The 18,882-nt window shown below is 43.5% G+C and carries 10 protein-coding genes; 4 read left to right on the top strand and 6 right to left on the bottom strand.

Annotated elements, in window-relative coordinates:
* Positions 1 to 53: 53 nt before the first annotated feature.
* On the bottom strand, positions 54 to 1,592 hold the full coding sequence (locus HWQ41_RS05225) for a glycosyltransferase family 39 protein (RefSeq protein WP_292760445.1): 1,539 nt from the start codon (positions 1,590 to 1,592) through the stop codon (positions 54 to 56).
* A gap of 221 nt (positions 1,593 to 1,813) precedes the next feature.
* Here HWQ41_RS05225 and HWQ41_RS05220 point away from each other — a divergent pair, with 221 nt between their 5' ends.
* Positions 1,814 to 2,164, top strand: a complete 351-nt coding sequence (locus tag HWQ41_RS05220) for a histidine triad nucleotide-binding protein (RefSeq protein ID WP_292760443.1) — start codon at positions 1,814 to 1,816, stop codon at positions 2,162 to 2,164.
* 139 nt (positions 2,165 to 2,303) lie between these two features.
* Here HWQ41_RS05220 and HWQ41_RS05215 read toward each other — a convergent pair whose 3' ends face one another.
* Positions 2,304 to 2,750 (bottom strand): sigma factor-like helix-turn-helix DNA-binding protein, encoded by a 447-nt coding sequence (locus HWQ41_RS05215; protein WP_292760442.1) that lies wholly within the window; start codon positions 2,748 to 2,750, stop codon positions 2,304 to 2,306.
* Between the two features lie 219 nt (positions 2,751 to 2,969).
* Here HWQ41_RS05215 and recR point away from each other — a divergent pair, with 219 nt between their 5' ends.
* Complete coding sequence (recR, locus tag HWQ41_RS05210) at positions 2,970 to 3,527, top strand: recombination mediator RecR (RefSeq protein ID WP_292760440.1); 558 nt, start codon at positions 2,970 to 2,972, stop codon at positions 3,525 to 3,527.
* 290 nt (positions 3,528 to 3,817) lie between these two features.
* Positions 3,818 to 4,012: a hypothetical protein gene (locus tag HWQ41_RS05205; RefSeq protein ID WP_292760439.1), complete on the top strand. Its 195-nt coding sequence runs from the start codon at positions 3,818 to 3,820 to the stop codon at positions 4,010 to 4,012.
* A 425-nt stretch (positions 4,013 to 4,437) separates the two neighbouring features.
* Here the strand turns inward: HWQ41_RS05205 and HWQ41_RS05200 are convergent, their stop codons facing one another.
* From HWQ41_RS05200 to HWQ41_RS05190, 3 genes are all read right to left on the bottom strand, one after another.
* Positions 4,438 to 8,313 (bottom strand): tetratricopeptide repeat protein, encoded by a 3,876-nt coding sequence (locus HWQ41_RS05200; protein WP_292760438.1) that lies wholly within the window; start codon positions 8,311 to 8,313, stop codon positions 4,438 to 4,440.
* A 198-nt stretch (positions 8,314 to 8,511) separates the two neighbouring features.
* Entirely contained in the window at positions 8,512 to 9,198 is a 687-nt protein-coding gene (locus tag HWQ41_RS05195) for a hypothetical protein (RefSeq protein WP_292760437.1), read from the bottom strand.
* Between the two features lie 410 nt (positions 9,199 to 9,608).
* Positions 9,609 to 12,977, bottom strand: coding sequence for a DUF4347 domain-containing protein (locus tag HWQ41_RS05190; protein WP_292760435.1), 3,369 nt, complete (start codon positions 12,975 to 12,977; stop codon positions 9,609 to 9,611).
* Positions 12,978 to 14,189: 1,212 nt separating this feature from the next.
* On the opposite strand from HWQ41_RS05190, the gene dnaX reads away from it, so the two are divergent.
* Positions 14,190 to 16,868: a DNA polymerase III subunit gamma/tau gene (dnaX, locus tag HWQ41_RS05185; RefSeq protein WP_292760434.1), complete on the top strand. Its 2,679-nt coding sequence runs from the start codon at positions 14,190 to 14,192 to the stop codon at positions 16,866 to 16,868.
* 74 nt (positions 16,869 to 16,942) lie between these two features.
* Here dnaX and HWQ41_RS05180 read toward each other — a convergent pair whose 3' ends face one another.
* A complete protein-coding gene (locus HWQ41_RS05180; protein ID WP_292760432.1) occupies positions 16,943 to 18,349 on the bottom strand; it encodes a glycosyltransferase family 2 protein in 1,407 nt (468 codons plus the stop codon).
* Between the last annotated feature and the right edge of the window lie 533 nt (positions 18,350 to 18,882).

The following is an 18,882-nucleotide window of genomic DNA, read 5'->3' as shown; positions in this document are numbered from 1 at the left end:
GGTGGGGTTAGAGTACCTCACAAGGGCCGAGAACCGCTATATGGTGCTTTCTTCTATTTCTTCCTTGTGAATCGATATATTTTCATATAAGGCCAATCAGTCTCATCTTCCAAGCTATATGAATCACTCATCTCTCTCTTAAAAACATCTTTGAGTTTCCAATTAAATTCGCGATTAATTATCACAAAAACTGTATCGGCATTTTTAGTCATTGTACTAACTTTTTCTGCCAGATTTTTACCATTCACTGTTTTAAGAACATATTCTGGTGCATATATAGTCGATGAATCTCCATAATATTGCAGTAATCTAGGCTGTCCAAAGAACAATACAGATTTTGCAGATTTATCTCGATGTTGTAAAAGATAGTGAACAGCCGAGCGGTAATCATCTTTTGCATAGGCTGGATTTGAATAGTATTGAAAATTTGAATAAACATTCATAATTAGCAAAGAAACAGTCGCTAACTTGGCAAATTGAGCCACTATATCAAGTTTATTCTGACGCTGGTAGTTATGTAGAAATGCTGATGGAATCAGAATGACAATTGGTATACATAGATAAAAAGAGTGGCGCGGTAGCCAATTAATTTTTGTCAGCAGGGCAAACAGAAAAGTTAGTAAAAATGATATTACCAAAAGGGATGTAAATAAGTAATCAGCCCGTTGATATGTTTTTCTCTTGCGCTGTCTCAATAAACTTGTTAATAAAGCGATAAAAATTACAGTAATGACAGTAATAAATATTAGCAATTGGGGCCAGTAACCAAGTAAAATTTTTATCCTGTTCGCATCACGTAATTGTTCCAGTGGCGGCCCATAGGATGTCCCAACTAATGTACCATAGATCACAAACATAATGTTTTGAACTATGGGTAATCCAGTACGAGTAACTGTAGTAGCTGTTGGATCAGATGCAGCAGGTGAAGACAAGTAGAACCAAATCATTGGAGAAGAAAAAATTACCGCAGGTATCCACCATTTGATCCATTGTTTGAAGTTTCTATAAACAATAATATGAGACAAACTCAGGGCTGAACTAAAAATTATTGTCAAAATACTGCCAAAAGTTCCTATGGCAGTAAAGATCCCAAAAAGCAATTGGGGAATAATTTTATTACTCTTATCTTCATTGATTGAATGACTAAAGAAATATATCTGAAGTGAGGCTATAAATATTAATAATGCGTAAGGTCTGGCATCTTGGCTGTAGAACACGCTGAAAGAACTAACTGCTAGGATCATGGACGACCATAAGGCATGTTTTTTTCCATAAACACGTAGGCTAGTAAAGAATATGGCTATTACTGAGCCGACTCCCAGCAAAGCTGAGAGCGATCGAATCGCAAATTCACTATCTCCAAAAACCGAACGCCAATAGAACAAGACCAAATAATAAAGCGGTTGGTATTTGTCACCAGCTTCTCGATTTACAATTTGGGAGAGATTTTCTTGAAAGGTTGTACCATCAGATAAAGCTAGACTCCAGCCTTCATCAAACCAAAGACTTTGATTTTGCAACAAACAGAAACGCAGAAAGATGCTAATTATGATAATAATAAAAACAACAAAATAGTATTTTGACTGTTTCATCTAAATCTCCAAAGCACTGGTACACAAGATATACAACTTTCTCAGCATGAAAATCCCACCCTCTAGTTCAGTGAGAGATTGTAATTATTGTCTCTATGCTGGGCTGGGACGAATGTTATCTATGGAAGACTTTATCACAGGAAGGAGTATTTTGTTGTGTAGATGATCAAGTCACTACAGTAAACCTTTAAAATCTCTAGCAGATGAGTAGGTAGATTGGTATGAGTGAAACTACAGAAACGATTTTCAGCAAAATCATTCGTCGGGAAATTCCCGCTGATATTGTTTATGAGGATAATTTGGCCCTGGCATTCAAAGACATCCACCCCCAAGCGCCCGTTCACATCGTCGTCATTCCCAAAAAACCCATTCCCACACTAGCTGATGCTGAATCTGAGGATCATGCTCTGTTGGGGCATCTTTTGTTAACCGCCAAACGTGTTGCAGAAGAAGCTGGACTGAAAAACGGTTATCGAGTTGTCATCAACACTGGTGATGATGGTGGTCAGACAGTCTACCACTTACATGTGCATATTTTGGGAGGACGGCAGTTGCACTGGCCCCCTGGTTGATAAAACCCGATGAATTGTGTCTCTAGACGCAATTCATCACTAATAGGACTTACGCAAAAAGGCAGTGAAAGCCTTGATTTACCGTAGGGGCAATTCATGAATTGCCCCTACATTTCGTAGTTGATGCGTAAGTCCTAACCTAAGATAGTGTGCTGAGTAATTGTGCTGCTTCTTGTTGAAGTTCAGTTTCAAAGAACTGGCGACTAGACTTATTTCTACATTTTTTCAGTGTTTTTTCTTTCAACTGGCGAACTCGCTCACGACTAATAGTGAGTTGTTCGCCCAAGCTCTGTAAAGTTGCTCTTGGTTTGCCATCTAAACCATAATACCGACTTATAATTTTGTAAGCACGCTCACCATCGTGAAAAGTTATAAGCTTTTGTTTTAAATTCTCCAGAAAACCCAGAACAACTTGTTGAAGATGATGTTTGGGTAGGCATTCTACCTGAGTTTTGTCAAAACCAATATCGATAAGTAAGTTACTTAAACGTGTTTCAATACCATAAATTGCAGTTAGCAAATCATTTAAAGCAATCACAATCTCTTTGAGATTTATTGCCTCTACACCACTTGTACAAATGTCCAATCTATTATCTCCTCATAATTCTTGTAACAATTCTAAGTAGTAAATATTACGTCCATAGTGCAATCATAACCACAACTTGAGGCATGGGAAGTTTGCTTAATATTTGGGTTCAAGAACCAATCAAAAATTACATAAAAATGTCATCATAGTTATGGTAAAAACAATTCTGGAGACAAGACAACGGTTTACGCACGCCCTTTAGCACGGTTAATTGAGCAATTGCAACGTTTGCCGGGAGTTGGCCCTAAATCTGCCCAGCGACTGGCTTTGCATATTTTGAAGCGCCCAGAAGCAGAAGTTGAAGCTTTAGCACAAGCTTTAATTGAGGCAAAAAAACAGATAGGCTTGTGTTCTGTTTGTTTTCACTTATCGGCTGAACCAGTTTGTGAAATTTGCCGCAATTCCAATCGTGACAACAGCACTATCTGTGTTGTAGCAGATCCCCGCGATGTGATTGCGCTGGAAAAAACGCGCGAGTACAAAGGCAAATATCACGTTTTGGGTGGGGTGATTTCTCCAATTGATGGAATTGGGCCAGAACAGTTGACTATACTCGCTTTGCAGCGGCGGGTGAGTCAGCAAAAACCTCAAGAAGTGATTCTGGCAATTAGTCCGAGTGTAGAAGGGGAGACAACAACACTGTATATCGGTCAGCTACTGAAACCATTTACCAAGGTGACGCGGATTGCCTTTGGTTTGCCTGTAGGTGGTGATTTGGAGTACGCCGACGAAGTTACCCTGGCAAGGGCATTGGAAGGACGCCGGGAGTTAGATTAGGCTTAATTAAACTTCCTTATTTAAAGCCAGCTTTCGATCCTGTTCATCGCCCCACTAATTCTGTTAAAATCACGTTTGCCAGCACGTAAATTTTGAGTCACTACGATGTGTGCAAAGGGATTTGGGCAATCTTATAACCCAAAAATCAACAAGCTAGTCTTAAAGGGAGTGAGCGATTGCCAGCAACGCAGTCCAGAAGCCTGAATTAAAAGCATTTGCCTCTGGTGTCGCTTGAATAAGGAAAATGGTAGAGTTAAGAGCGATCGCTACGCAAAAAATGTAAATAAGATATGTCTGACCAAAAAGATAAAGCTCAAGAAAAAAACCGCCTTGAACAGCTTCAAGAAGAACAAGGCAACACGGATTCTAAACACTCAGGGGGTGCTGGCGCTTCTGGCGGTAACTCAGGTGCAGGTAAATCTGGCACATCAAAAATTTCTGCCACTGGTACACCTGATGATATCGAAAAAGTTGATCAGGAGTAAAGCTGACTCCGACGACGAGTCAAGGTTTAACTGCGTCGGCTCTCATTAGTAACTAAACTCAACAATGGTGGATTGAATACCTGATTATTTAGTCCACCATAGCGATTGCAGGTACTGACGTTATTTACAGTGCTGATGCTAGGTAGTTGTGGCCAGAAACCTGAAGAATCTACTAGTACTACGCCTCAAACACCAACTGCTGTTGCTCCAGCTAGTACCAATACGGTTCAGTTAAGGCTAAAATCCTTTGTCAAGGTCAATTTTTTTTTTACGAACCACAGAGGCGCAGAGAACACAGAGAGAAGAAAAAAATGCTTAACTGAACTGTATTGCAGCTAGTCCTGCCTCTGGAAATACAACTTCTATCTCTAAGAAGGCAGAATCGACGCGGAATAAAACTGCTGTTTTAGCAGCAGCACAAAAGATTAATTCGGCTTACCCGTAATCGTGAAAGCTGCCCAGTAGTAAGGATGATTATAAAGATTTTTATTTGATGCCATTTTACTATTTCTATATAGTTGTGTCGCTAAATAAGTTTGAATTCGTAATTCCTCTGGATGCAGGTTATTCAAGACATCTTCATACCATTTTGTCAGTTCTCCAGCAGTTAGTTCTTTCAGCCATCGTGTTGCTTCCGCTAAGGCAGTAACGGCTGATTTATTGGGTTGTAATCGTCGGTAAAACTCGATCATTACCAAGGCACTAGCCGAAGATTCTACACTCCAGAGAGTACTCACTACATGAGGAACGCCCAGACTCACAAAACCACTCACTAAACTCACATATTCGCTGCTGATAGTGTGGTTGCTAGTACTTGAATTTTCACAGGCAGAAAGGGTAATAAGGTTGTAACTTGCTATATTTTGCTGGCAGATTTCATCTAGAGTAAGTTTGTCTTCACCTGCTAATGCTAATTCTGACTTTTTAGGTTCAGCTAAATTATTAGTGACATGACCCGTAAAATGAAAGATGTTGTAATTATCAAGTAAGGCATTTTCGACAATAGTTTTCGTAGCTTCTGACCCCTGAATTCGTTTGATATTATTGAACATCTGGCTAACAACTTCAGACTCAAGTTTGGCAAATTTTAGTGTAGGATAAGCTGCACTTTCAGGATGTTCAACACTGAGCAATAACTGATTTTGCCACTGCCAAATCTCTTCAGTTTTTATTGATAAACCTATTTGGGCACTAGGCAGATAGGTGACGGTGAAATTTGACTCTACATTCGGCAACTCTTCCGGCGATGGGTCAGAGAGATGGAAAAGGGTATGAATGGGCAATCTGTACAAGTCACGGTGAGGAATTAAAATCAGTTGGGTGATGCCTTCGAGTTCCTGTGCAATTGTGGAAATATTCAGGATTTTATACAGTTGCAACAGCTTCTGTTCCATATCAACTCGCCAAGAATGCTGGCTTTTACTTTCTTTGTCTTGAGCCGTGCTGCGATATTCTTGGTATTGTTGATGCCAATCTTCTAACCAAGTTTCAAATTCAATTAGGCGTTGCACTGCTTCGGGTAGAGGCAATTCATTTAGACGGATAGCGTCTTCTCCTAAAGGTATTGCCCCAGTATCTTGCATGGGTGTAAATAGGAGGATTGGTGATGGCGCTTGGTCTTTGAGAATGAAAGTATGTAGGGCAACTGGACTAATATGCCAGTAAATAATTGCGGTTGTGGGATTGAAGAGTTGTTGAATTGCGCCATAATGAGGTGAGTAAATATGATCATTCCAGCCAGAAACCAGCCAGTTTAAACAAGCATTTTTGCCTTGTTCGGCAATTTGCCAAGCTTCAACTAAATCACCGGACTCTACGGCTAAATCAACTGCTAATTGATCAAAACCTGTAAATTTCAGAGCTAGCTGTTTTTTACTTTCGTCTGAGCGAGTTTCTTCACTTAGTAATTGTCGTAATAAATCTGTACCGCGTTGCTGTAATTCTTGAACTTGTGTTGTTTGTCCTAAACCCATCAGCACTTTGCTTAGAGATTGCAAAACCTCTAGGTGCAACTGGGGAAAATATTCTAGTGTGAGGGTTAACAGCGCCTGATGGTACTCAGATGCGGCTTTGCGCCAATAATCGCGGGTATTAGTATGTTTTTTGCCTTGGTCGTAGTAAGTATTACCGATCGCAACATGCAATCTACCCCAACCTTCTGGGTGGGTATCTGTCCGCAGATGCTTTAACCCTTCTTCGTAGCTGGCTAATTTTCCTTCGTAGCCACCCTGTTCTAAGGCTGGATTTGTCGCTGTTATACTACTCGACAAATTCCGCAATGCGTCATCATTCACTAAATTACCGATCGCAGTTCCCCGACCAATCCAAGCTTCCCAATAGTCTTGTTTAATTTGCAAAGCGTTGTCATAACAAGCGATCGCTTCGGCAAATTCTTCTAAATAAAACAGTGCTACTGCCTGATTATACCAAGCTAAGTGGAAGTCGGGTTTAATGGCGATCGTTTGCCGATAGGAGGCGATCGCTTCTTGTCTACGTCCTAAGTTGTCTAATGCTATACCCCGGTTGTACCAAGCTAAGTAGAAGTCGGCTTGAACTGAAAGTGCTTTATCCCAGGAAGCGATCGCTTCTGACCACTTTCCTAAATTAAACAGCACTACACCCCGGTCTATCCAGACTTCGTGATACTCTGGATGAATTTCTAGCGCTTTGTCGTAAGATATAATCGCTTCGGCAAATTGTTCGCCTACAGCCAGTGCTATGCCTCGGTAATACCAGTTTTCCTGGTCTTCTGGTTCCAGATGCAGCGCTTGGTCATAACTAGAAATTGCTTCTGGTAGCCAACCTAACTTTAGCAGCGCTAAACCCCGACTAGACCAAGCTTCTTGGTAGTCTGGCTTAATTTCTATGGCTTTGTCAAAAGAAGCGATCGCTTCTTCAAAGTATCCTAATTCTCCGAGAGTTCCACCCCGGTTGTACCAAGCTTTGTAGTAGTCGGGTTTCAGTTCTGTGGCTGTTTGGTAAGATGCGATCGCTTCATCAAAACGTTCTAAATGAAACAGCGTCAAGCCTCGGTTAAACCAATATTCTGGGAATTCGGGTTGAAGTTCAATGGCTTGGTCATAAGATGCGATCGCGCCTAACAAATCACCTGTTTTAGCTTGCTGAAGACCTTGGTAAAACCACGCTTGAGCCTGGGTAACAGGATTATCGCTATGTCGCTCAATAATACCAGGGGAATTACTGCTTTGAACTGCCAAATTAGAAGCAAGTTGCTGGACTAAATTGGTACTTTGATCCAACCTTACCCACAACTCATCTAGGGTATAAGCCACATTTGGCTCTAAATTCGTCAAAGTGTTATCCCAGGTTTCCTCTGAGTCAGACGTTGTTAATTCAGTTTTTTGTCTAGTGGAAAGGAGATTTGTTGGTATTTTAGTTGGAGTAACTTCCTCTTCATCGCCGAACCTCAGTTGGGCTAATGAGGTGATTGAATCTTCTGCGGCGGGGAGAGGGAGATTTTCTCTGATTGTGGTTTGGGTGTCTTCTGGTTCATATTCCAATACCGGTTCCTCTAAGTTCTCGGTAAATCCTTCCTCAGAAGAGACATTTTGGGGTGCTGACGTTATTGGTTCAACATCTTGTACATCATATTCCCATAACTGTTCACCTAAGCTACGGATTAGCTCTTGCCCAGGGGAAGTTGGGAGAATTTCTTCATCGGTTGTAGTTTCTACGACATCTGGCTCATTATACTCCCATAACTGTTCGCCTAAGTTGCGGATCAGTTCTTGCCCAGGAGTAGTTTCTATGACATTTGGCTCATCATACTCCCATAACTGTTCGCCTAAATTGCGGATCAGTTCTTGCCCAGGAGTGATTTCTACCCCATCTTGGGCCTGATTGTCCTCATACTCTATTGGTGTGGGTGAGTTTTGTATGGGTGAGTTTTGCATCAGCCGGATGCCAATGTCATAGGCAACGTCTCCAATTCTGCCAACACCAAGTTCTCCCAACTGCACCATCTGTGTTGCTAACAGAGGATTCGGTGCGGGTGAAGCTAGCAAGCTTTCGCCAAACATCACCAACCAATCTATCCAGCGTTCAGCCGGAATGCGATTTTCGAGCCGTTGCAGATACCTCAATGCCCACTGTCGTCCTCGTGCTTGATGCACGCCTTCTAACAATTGGATAAACAATTGTTCCAGATCCGCATTGGTTAGTTCTGGTAGTACCCCTACCAGATTGTGTCCTCTCCCACCCTTGAGAGAACGACGAGTCTGCTTACTTCCAATGAGGCGCTTTAAAAACCTTTTAAGCGACTGCGATATCCGCCTGAGCATCTGCCACACTCTTGGATTTTGTTTTTCTAGATTGTAGCCATCGTTGTGTTAAAAAAATCATGAATTACGTAAAAATCCATTAGATCCGGACAGCGCTTCGGTAGCAGGCTAGCAAAAAATATACAAAACTTCAAGAGCATAGCATTACAACGTTACAATTCCCAGATTCAACTCTTGAATTTTGACTCTGCCAAGCAGTTAATTTTCTGTTTGCTCTGTAGTCGATTGACCAGCAGGATATAATTGACTAATCAATGCCTGGACAAGCACTTGTGGATCGTCTGTTTCAACGGCAAGCTGTTGAGCAATCTGCTGGCGTAAGTTTTCATCCTCCTGCAACATCACAAACAACTCTTCTAGGGTGACAGTTTGGGATTCTCCCTCTGGCAGGTTCTCTGGCGCATCTGCTGACTGGGATATTGGGGCGGTTGGCTCTGGTGGCAAAATTGTGCTGACAACATCTGGCCCTTCATATTCCCAAATTGGTTCGCCTTGATTGCGTGTCAATAACTGCATCCCGATACTATAGGCAACATCTCCGATTTCTCCGATGTCCAACTCACCCAATTGCACTAACCGCGCAGCTATTTCATTATTGGGTGTAGGTGATGCCAGCAATCTTTCACCAAAGCGCCCTAACCACTCAACCCAGTCTTCAGTTGGGATGCGATGTTCAATATTATGCAGCCACTTCCGTGCCCATGCTTCCCCTCGTGCTTGATGTACTCCTTGCAACAGTTCGTTGAAGAGAAATTCCAGATCCGTATCGCTTAAGGGTGGTGCTGGTTCTTTTTGCACATTCCCCCTAGATTTTGAGGCAGTCTGTTTTCCACCAAACAAGCTCTGAAAAAGCTTTTTGAGCCATTGAAATAGCCGCTTGAGCATCTGCTACACCATCGAGTATTGCTTATCCTAAAATTGTAGCGATCGCACTGGACTATGGCGTTACTTCAGTCAATAAAATGTATAGACAGGAAATCTCTTTTTTCCTCTAGGACATGGGGCATGGGGCATCGCGCATGGGGTAAAGACTTACTGCAACTTTCCCTCTGCTCCCCGGCTCCAGCCCTGAGAATGGGGCTAGAGCCGCTTACTACAAACCTTTAATTATTCACGCTCGCTGACTTACAGGACTTACGCAAACAATAGCTGAAACCCTAATTTTATGGTAGGGGCAATTCATGAATTGCCCCTACAGGTATAGTTTTGCGTAAGTCCTAACTTAAACCAATGGTGCTTAAGAACATTGCTCAACATTGGCTCGACTGAGTATAGGCGATGTTTAATAATTTAAACTAGGCAATACTCATATTGACTCGCACGATCATATCGTTGAAATCTTTGTCACCACCACTTGGTAAATCCTCAAAGCCAAAAATATTATTCCCTAACAAGCGAATGTGATCTACTTTATCAGCGTTAGCTCCCAAGAATGGGAAGTAAACTGCTGGATTGTTATTTGGATTTTTATCAAGTAAAGCATCAGGTGTACCATTAGCAATAATAAATGGTGCAAAGATAGAACCTGGCTGGAAAGTTCCTGTGTAACTTGCAGTACCTTGGTTATTAACTGTCAAGTCAATGCCTGCAACACGCCCACGAACTGCGGCTTCAGTATAACCAGCCTGTCCAGTGAGAATATCTGCTTTGCCATCTCCGTTGGTGTCAATGCCACCATTCTCATCAGCTACTTGATAGAAGCCGATGAAATTCTTGAAAGCTGCTTCTCTGTTGACCACAAAATCAGCTTTTACCTGACTTGTGACACCGCGCAAATCAATCACTTCTCCTTGGGAGTTTCCTTGCAGATTTGTACCCAGAGGTAATGAATCATTTGTGGACTGAACTTTTACCACCAGATTATTGAAGTCAGCAGCGTTCTTACCAGAGCCATCTTTCCAGGCAAGGGAAAAGTCATCATTCCCAAGGTCTGTAATCTTTTGCGTTAAAGGATCAGAAAATAGCATATCTGTGAGTGGAGTTGCTCCAGCCCGTACAGCATCAGTTGTGCTATTTTTCACCAAATAAAATCTCAAGTTATCACTGGAGTTAAATTCCAACAGATGTGTCAAATTGCTGGTATTAAACCCATTGGGAAGCTTGGCAATAGCAGAGAAAATTACCTTAGCTCGGTCTAAAGCTGCTTGGGCGTAACCTGCTGCGCCTGGAGCAATACCTTGGATGTTACCTTGAGCATCGTCAACGGTAAACACTCCTAGTTCATTTACAAGATTAGAGCTTCGTCCGGTGAGAGTAACTTGAAGTTTTGATTTGCCACTGCTATTAGAGATATTAAAGATATCATCAGCAATTTTTGAAAGCTTGAAGGTAGGTGTGCCGTTATTAGGTGTGCCGTTATCAGGTGTGCCGTTATCAGGTGTGCCGTTATTTTGTTCGACAGCTAATGCAAATGTGTCAGTGCTACTTACACCACTCTGATCTTTAGCTTGTAACACAATTGCCAGATTTCCAAAATCTGCGTTAGTTGGTGTACCGCTGAAGGTGAGAGTAGCTGCATCAAATTTCAGCCAGTTAGGTAGCTTACTGCCGTCTTGTAGAGTTGCTGAGTAAGTCAGACTATCACCTGCATCTACATCAATGAAGGTATTGGCATCAAAAGTAAAGCTGAAAGCTGTATCTTGTTTAGCTATTTGATCGGCGATCGCATTTTGTAAGGTGGGTGCGTCGTTTGCACCAGTCAGGTTAAGAGCGAGAGTTTTGCTATCTGTACCACCATTGCTATCACTAACTGTAAAGGTAAAGCTGTCTGTAGCGTTGCTGGTTAGTGCTTCAATTGCACTATCAACAGGTGTAAAGGTATATGCTCCACTGCTGGTATCGAGACTGAGAGTACCGTAGGTTCCAGTTTTGGTGACAGTTGTGCCACTGACTGTACCACCTGTAATCCCGTAGGTGAGGGTTTGTCCACCGTCTGGGTCAGTTGCAGTTAATGTACCAGTTTGATCGTTAAAAGTATCATCATTGGCTGTATCAGTGTAACTAATAGCAGTGGGAGTGTTGAGAGTAGGTGTATCGTTTACACCAGTCAGGTTAAGGGCGAGAGTTTTGCTATCTGTACCACCATTGCTATCACTAACTGTAAAGGTAAAGCTGTCTGTAGCGTTGCTGGTTAGTGCTTCAATTGCACTATCAACAGGTGTAAAGGTATATGCTCCACTGCTGGTATCGAGACTGAGAGTACCGTAGGTTCCAGTTTTGGTGACAGTTGTGCCACTGACTGTACCACCTGTAATCCCGTAGGTGAGGGTTAGTGCATCTGGGCTAATTGCCATTAATGTACTACCTTGGGCGGTAAAGGTATCATCATTGGCGGTGTCAATGTAACTAATAGCAGTGGGAGTGGTGAGAGTCGGTGTATTGTTTTTGTACAGTTGACTGATGTAACCGCTGCTGGTCTGGCCAGTGAGGATGAGGTCGAGTTTGCCATCGCCTGTGTAGTCCCCCCACGCTACGGAGCTATTGGATACACCGGGGAGGTTCAGGGTGGCCTCCAGGCTGGTGTCTTCGGTTAAGCCACCAATGCCATCGTTTTTGTACAGTTTACTGATGCCACTGCCGGTGAGGATGAGGTCGAGTTTGCCATCGCCTGTGTAGTCCCCCCACGCTACGGAGCTATTGGATACACCGGGGAGGTTCAGGGTGGCCTCCAGGCTGGTGTCTTCGGTTAAGCCACCAATGCCATCGTTTTTGTACAGTTTACTGATGCCACTGCCGGTGAGGATGAGGTCGAGTTTGCCATCGCCTGTGTAGTCCCCCCACGCTACGGAGCTATACTCTACGCCCGGCAGGGTCAGGCTGGTGTCTTCGGTTAAGACACCACTGCCATCGTTTTTGTACAGTTTACTGATGTCAGTTGTGCCGTTGCTGGTCTGGCCGGTGAGGATGAGGTCGAGTTTGCCATCGCCTGTGTAGTCCCCCCACGCTACAGAGCTAGCGGCTATGTTAGATACGCCAGACAGCCCCACGCTGGTGTCGTCGCTTAAGACACCACTGCCATCGTTTTTGTACAGTTTAGTGGAATATGCGCTGTTGTAGCCAGTGAGGATAAGGTCGAGTTTGCCATCGCCTGTGTAGTCCCCCCACGCTAGGGAGCTATACCCTACGTTGGGCAATATAGAACTATCAGGGATGAGGGAGGGGAGGATACCAGCATAGGCACTTTGGGTACTTGGAGTAATAGCTAGGGGGGCATCAATCACTCCTATTTTCATTTCCAGAATCCAATTGCCGCCCAAATTAGCATTCCCAGTTAAAGTGACAGAAGCAGCAATATTTGCCCCTGTTAACTGGTGCAATTTATTAACAAATTCTTCCCCAGCATCTCCAACTGCGACATTACAACCGTAGAGCATCAAAGTTAGTCCATCTCTTGACCAACTTTGCACCTGAGAAGTATAAATATTCAGGGTATCAAGACTAAGTTGACTCTTACCCAAATACAGACAACCTGGTGAACCATGAGAAACAATATGAACTGTGTTAACTTCTGGACGGTGTTGCAGAATTTGGGTAATTTGGGCTATACCGTCTTGCTGATCAGAAAGGACGTGCGCTTCAATACCAGGTAAAGCCCCCTGCAATAAAGTCTCAATGTCATTAATAGTCGCATCAATAAAAAGCAGTTGAGTCGGTTTATAATTCATGTTGTAATTCATCTTGTGGAAAATTTTTGGTTTAGTGATTAAATGTTGCTGGCGGATTGGTATTTAAAAGTACACATAAATAGCGTCCTGATTCTTTGTAGAACAAGGACAAAGACTACACAATTGCTACTGTTATGCAATAATGAAAATCTTTAACTAAACAAACCTCAAAACGTTAGCTTATGTAGCCTAGTCTCCAAATCACAAGTTATTGAGAGTGGTTTTAAAAGGCATTTTTTTGCACTTCCTGTAACCATAACAATATGTTTTGGAAATAACTTCAATATAAACACTTAAAAAATGGCGTTTTTGATGTGTTACGAGTCTAGTTTGAAACATGTATCGCACTTACGCACTGAAGCCTGAAACGTAGATCCCGCTTAGAACACCAATTCAGTAATCCTGGAAGAACCTCTCCCCCAACTCCTCGATCTTGGCGTCAGCCTGCCGTTAGGCAAGCCCAGAGGGGAGTTTGGCTCCCCCTCTTACCTAGCCTACGGTGTACACACAAGTCTCTCTTGACGCCATTTACGGTTTATCGGTATCGGCTCAAGAAAACTTCAAGAAAGGTTCTGCTACGTAAAACCTGTCCTTATCCTTGGTAAGGCTACGGTGTTACACACAAGTCTGCTAGAGTTGCCCCATAGGCTTTTGATCCCCCCAACCCCCCTTAAAAAGCAGGGCAAAAACTTCTCAAAGTCCCCCAATTTATCGGGGGATTTAGGAGGATCTACAACGATTTTGGTTTTGTAAAGAGATGTGTGTACACCGTAGCCTTGGTAAAGAGAGGGATGTCCGTCAGGAAAGGGTGAGGTTTTGGGTAATTCGATAACTTGTGTGTACACCGTAGCTTCCCTAGCAGGAAAGGGGGGTTAGGTTTTTGATTACTGAATCGATGCTCTAGCCCCTTATTGAACAAAGAGACAAGGGGACTTGGAGACTTGTCTCTTTGTTCAATCTTCCCCACTCCCCTATGGGAACAAATGTACTAGATGATATGCTATAATTCCGATACATTGATGTTGAAATCCTCGTAGAGGATAAGCTCTGGTTGCTTGCTTTCCTGAGTGCCAAAATATACGGTATTAGTTGAGTGCAAGGGCTATGGCAACATCGACAAACAAAGCAGGTACGAGAGTTTAAAATAGTTGAATCCTAAACTCGACTCGGTGCTAGTAATTAACTTTGAAAGGCATTGAAGTCTATATTTTCATGTCTTACGAACCCCTGCACCACAAATATCGCCCCAAGAGTTTTGCTGAACTAGTGGGACAAGAGGCGATCGCTACCACCCTCACGAACGCGATCGGCACATCCAAAATCGCCCCCGCCTATTTATTTACTGGGCCTAGAGGTACGGGGAAAACTTCTAGCGCCCGGATTCTGGCTAAATCCCTCAATTGTCTCAAAGGTGACAAACCTACGGCTGAACCCTGCGGCGTGTGTGAGGTTTGTCAGGGAATCACCAAGGGCTACGCCTTAGACGTAATTGAAATCGACGCTGCCAGCAACACTGGTGTCGATAATATCCGCGAGTTGATTGAAAAAGCCCAGTTTGCTCCTGTGCAGTGTCGCTATAAGGTTTATGTAATCGACGAATGCCTAACTGGAGATTCTCTGGTCTTGACTGATGACGGACTTAACAGAATCGATGACCCCAAAATCAAAGATAAGAGGGTTCTGAGTTACAACGACTCATCTCTTAAGTGGGAATTCAAGAAAGTTGTCAGATGGTTAGACCAAGGAGAACGGCAAACCCTGGTTATCAAGACAACTAACAGAGAAATTAGATGTACAGGTAATCATTTAATTAGGACAAACCAGGGATGGCTACAAGCATTGGACGTAAAAGAAGGAGTGAAGATACTATCCCCTGTGAATGTGGCTGACTTTTCACGGGATCTGGAAACCTCACTTCCATTCCTCTCTCCTACAAGGGGAGAGGCTTTGAATTCTCCCCATTCCCTAGTAGGGAAGGGGGCTGGGGGGTTAGGTTCACGCGACGTGAAAAGTCAGGTGAATGTGGATACGGCATCTTCATGGATTACAAGTTTGGAGACAGTCGTATCTGTTCACCTCGCTGGGATCGAGCGAGTCTATGACATTGAAGTAGCAGATAATCATAACTTTGTGGCAAATATGCTCTTGGTGCATAATTGCCACATGCTCAGTACCCAGGCATTCAACGCGCTACTGAAGACTCTAGAAGAACCACCGAGACACGTTGTTTTTGTATTGGCGACAACAGACCCGCAACGGGTGTTACCAACGATTATTTCGCGCTGTCAAAGGTTTGATTTTAGACGCATTCAGTTAGAGGCGATGGTGAAGCATTTAAGTGCGATCGCCTCTATAGAAAACATTCATATTTCACCTGACGCTGTAACGCTGGTAGGCCAACTTGCTCAAGGAGGATTGCGGGATGCCGAAAGTCTACTTGACCAATTGGGTTTATTAGCGGGTGAAGTGACACCAGAGCGGGTTTGGGATTTGGTTGGGACAGTGAGCGAACAGGACTTGCTGGGGCTTTTAAATGCGATCGCTCAAGATAAACCAGAAGCAGTTCTGGACTGTACCCACTACATCCTAGATCGTGGTCGAGAACCCCTAACTATTCTGCAAAATCTCGCCGCTTTTTACCGCGATTTACTTATTGCTAAAACAGCACCCAACCGCCACGATTTGGTTGCTTGTACTCAGCAAACCTGGACAGCGCTGGTTGAATTTGCTCAATACTTGGATATGAGCGCGATTTTAGCAGGACAGCAACACTTACGCACATCAGAAGTGCAAATTAAAAATACTACCCAGCCGCGTTTGTGGCTGGAGGTAACATTATTAGGATTATTACCCAGCGCGACGAATATTCAGCCACAATCCCCAAGTGTCGCGCCGCGAGTTAACACACCTGCTGTATCTCCAAGCTATCCTCCAGCAGTTGCCCAAAATCACCCAGTCTCTTCTGTACCCTTAGCTGAACCACAAACAAATCATAATTCTGCATCTCCCAATCATGTAGCATCTGCCCAAAATCAGCCCATCACTTCATCTCCCCCAGTTGAACGGCAAACAAATCACAATTCTGCTGCTAACTCACTTTCACCACCAACCCCAGAACCTGTATCTGTACCCGTGCCACCTGCGAACATTGAACCAGTAACTTCAGAAGCTGTTGGGGAAGCACAATATGACTTAACTCAGGTTTGGCAACAAGTGCGTGCTAATTTTCCGATGCCTTCCAGGCAAGCTTTACTGGGGCAAATGTGCCAGCTAATAGAGTTTAACGGTACTGTAGCGCGTATTGCTGTCAAAGGGTCTAAATGGTATGAAACACTTAAATCTGATCTCCCGATGATGAAGGCAGCTTTCCAGCAGACTTTTCAGCGTGAAGTTCAGGTAAATCTGGAACAAGTAAGCTCTGCAACTCCTACCTCAGCCAAAAAAAATCCTCCCCCAAAAGACTCTACTCGCGTTCAGCAGCCACCAACTCCCAGTTATAACCAGCAAATTCCGCCTCCAGCCCCAGTACCGCAGCCAGCAACTCCACCACCAGCGCCGACAGCAGCACCATTAAAAACCGAGTCGGCAGTAAGGAATGGAAATGGTGTAAATGGAAATGGGGCGAATGGAAATGGAATAAATGGAAATGGGATAAATGGAAATGGGGTAAATGGAAATGGGGTAAATGGAAATGGGGTGCAAGCTTTGCCTCCAATGCCAAAACGAACACCCGCACCTGATTGGGAAGTTGACGAAGTAGCGATCGCAGCTCAACGTCTAGCAGAATTTTTCAACGGACAAATTATCCGTTTCGCAGAGGATTCCACAGAATTCTCGGATTCCATGACTACACCAGAATGGGTAGAAGAATCAGACGTGGATGATGAATAAAAAAAATGCAAAATTATTTTTGGTAATTTTGCATTATAAATTTTGAATTTTAAATTTTTAATTCCCCAAAGGGGCTATTCCCCATTTCCCGTATGCAAGGTTTTCACCCATTTCAGGCGCTTTGGTCTTACCGACATCCGTGCAGTAGTACTGCTCATGACGACTAACCAGTGCAACATATATAAACTGCCGCGCAGGGTTTGCACCAGCATCATAAAATATGTAGAAAGTGGGAATTTTTGATCTTGACGTATTCGCCTCAGACCTGTAAACATACCTACCATTGACATAGAAATGGACAAGCCTGTGATCGAACTTAACATTGGTGGACGATGACGAGCGATCGCCATTAATAAATCTGGTACTGCTGCTGTGGGCAAGATATACATAATCAGCAGAAAAATCAGCAAATCCCAGCTTTTGAGCGTTCCCATGCGATTTTTGAGAATTAAATCCCAGTAATCTAAATAGCGTTGATATCCGCCTTCTGCCCAACGGTTGCGCTGATGCCAGAGTGGAACTGCCCTCGTTACTCCTTCTTCTTGCACCGCTGGATGGAAAACACACTCAATATCCCATTTCTCCAAATGTAAACGGATTGTCAAATCCAAATCATCGGTAATGGTTTCCTCATTCCAGCCACCGCAGCTTTCCAAGGCTGAACGCCGGACAAATTGACCATTGCCCCGCAGTTCGCCAATACCACCAAGGGCAGTCCGCTGTTGCTGAAACCAGGTATCAAGTGCCATTTCTGCCATTTGACCCTTAGTCCAAAAGTTTTCTTTAGCGTTGGCGATCGCTTTTCGCACCTGCACCGCCCCCACCTTTTCTCTTTGAAATAAAGGTATTACCTGTTGCAGCAAGTCTGGTGTGACTTGGGCATCAGCATCAAATACTGCTATAATGTCGCCCTTTGTCAGCGGCAATACCTGATTCAACGCCCCCGATTTGCCACCACTAGCTTCTGCTGAACGCCTTAGTACTTTCAGTTGCTCGTGTTTCTGTTCTAGTTCTGCTAATAAAAGTGGGGTGCTATCACTGCTATGATCGTCAATAATCCATACTTCGTATTGCCCACCTGGATATTCCAGATTACAAAGATTTTTGACTAATTTAGCAATTACCGCTTCTTCATTTTTCGCAGCCACTAGCACTGATACAGAGGGCAAATCTCCCTGTATTTCTTTTGGATAGCGACGGGATTTAGTAAACACTACCACCAAGGCATGAAATCCTAGAATGGTGGTTAGTCCTAGAATAAATATGGAAGCCCAAGAAACTAAATGTAGAGCGATCGTGCCACTCCAGACGATAGTCAATACTAGAGCCGCTTTACGTCTACGACCTTGAAACCGGGGTGTTAGAGACACAGGATCTGTCTCTAACACTGACTCCTCATCTACTGATAGGTCAGACAACAAGGAGTTGAGCGGATCAAGCTCTTGATAAGAATCTTCTTCGGGCCAGGAATTCGCTGGCATAGGTTAGGTTGCTTGATTCAAAAACCAGTATTTGTCTACAGTTAGTAATTTTACGGACAAATATCCCTAAGCTACTTTTCCCGATATTAATCGGAATGGGCAAACTGCAATACCCGCTATCCCTAAGCCAAAAGCCGCTGGGGCTACCTTTGTTGTCACCGCCACTCTACGTAATTACCTCACATTAACCACGTTTACTACTCTTAGACAGAGGCTTGATTCCTTTGATAGCCACTTGGGCAGGAAGCTTGTAGAGTTGGACTTTCTCCAATGAGAACTCCGGTTTGGCCAAAGTAATAACAAGGTAGCAGCAGCTTGTTGTTGGGAGAAACTGCAATAACTGCATCCACCACTTTACAGTCGGGATTTTTAGTGTTATCGTTCCCAGCTTCGATAAAAGTTAATGCAGCATTATTGTAACCGAAATTTTAATATTTCTTAGCAGTAACTTCATTTATAGGGCATTGGGCATTGGGCATGGGGCATTGGGCATTGGTTATTAATTCTTCTCCCTCACTCCCTCACTCCCCCAC

It is taken from the genome of Nostoc sp. NOS(2021), assembly GCF_017115025.1.
Taxonomy (GTDB): Bacteria; Cyanobacteriota; Cyanobacteriia; order Cyanobacteriales; family Nostocaceae; genus Nostoc.
This window is presented reverse-complemented; position numbering and strand designations above follow the sequence as displayed.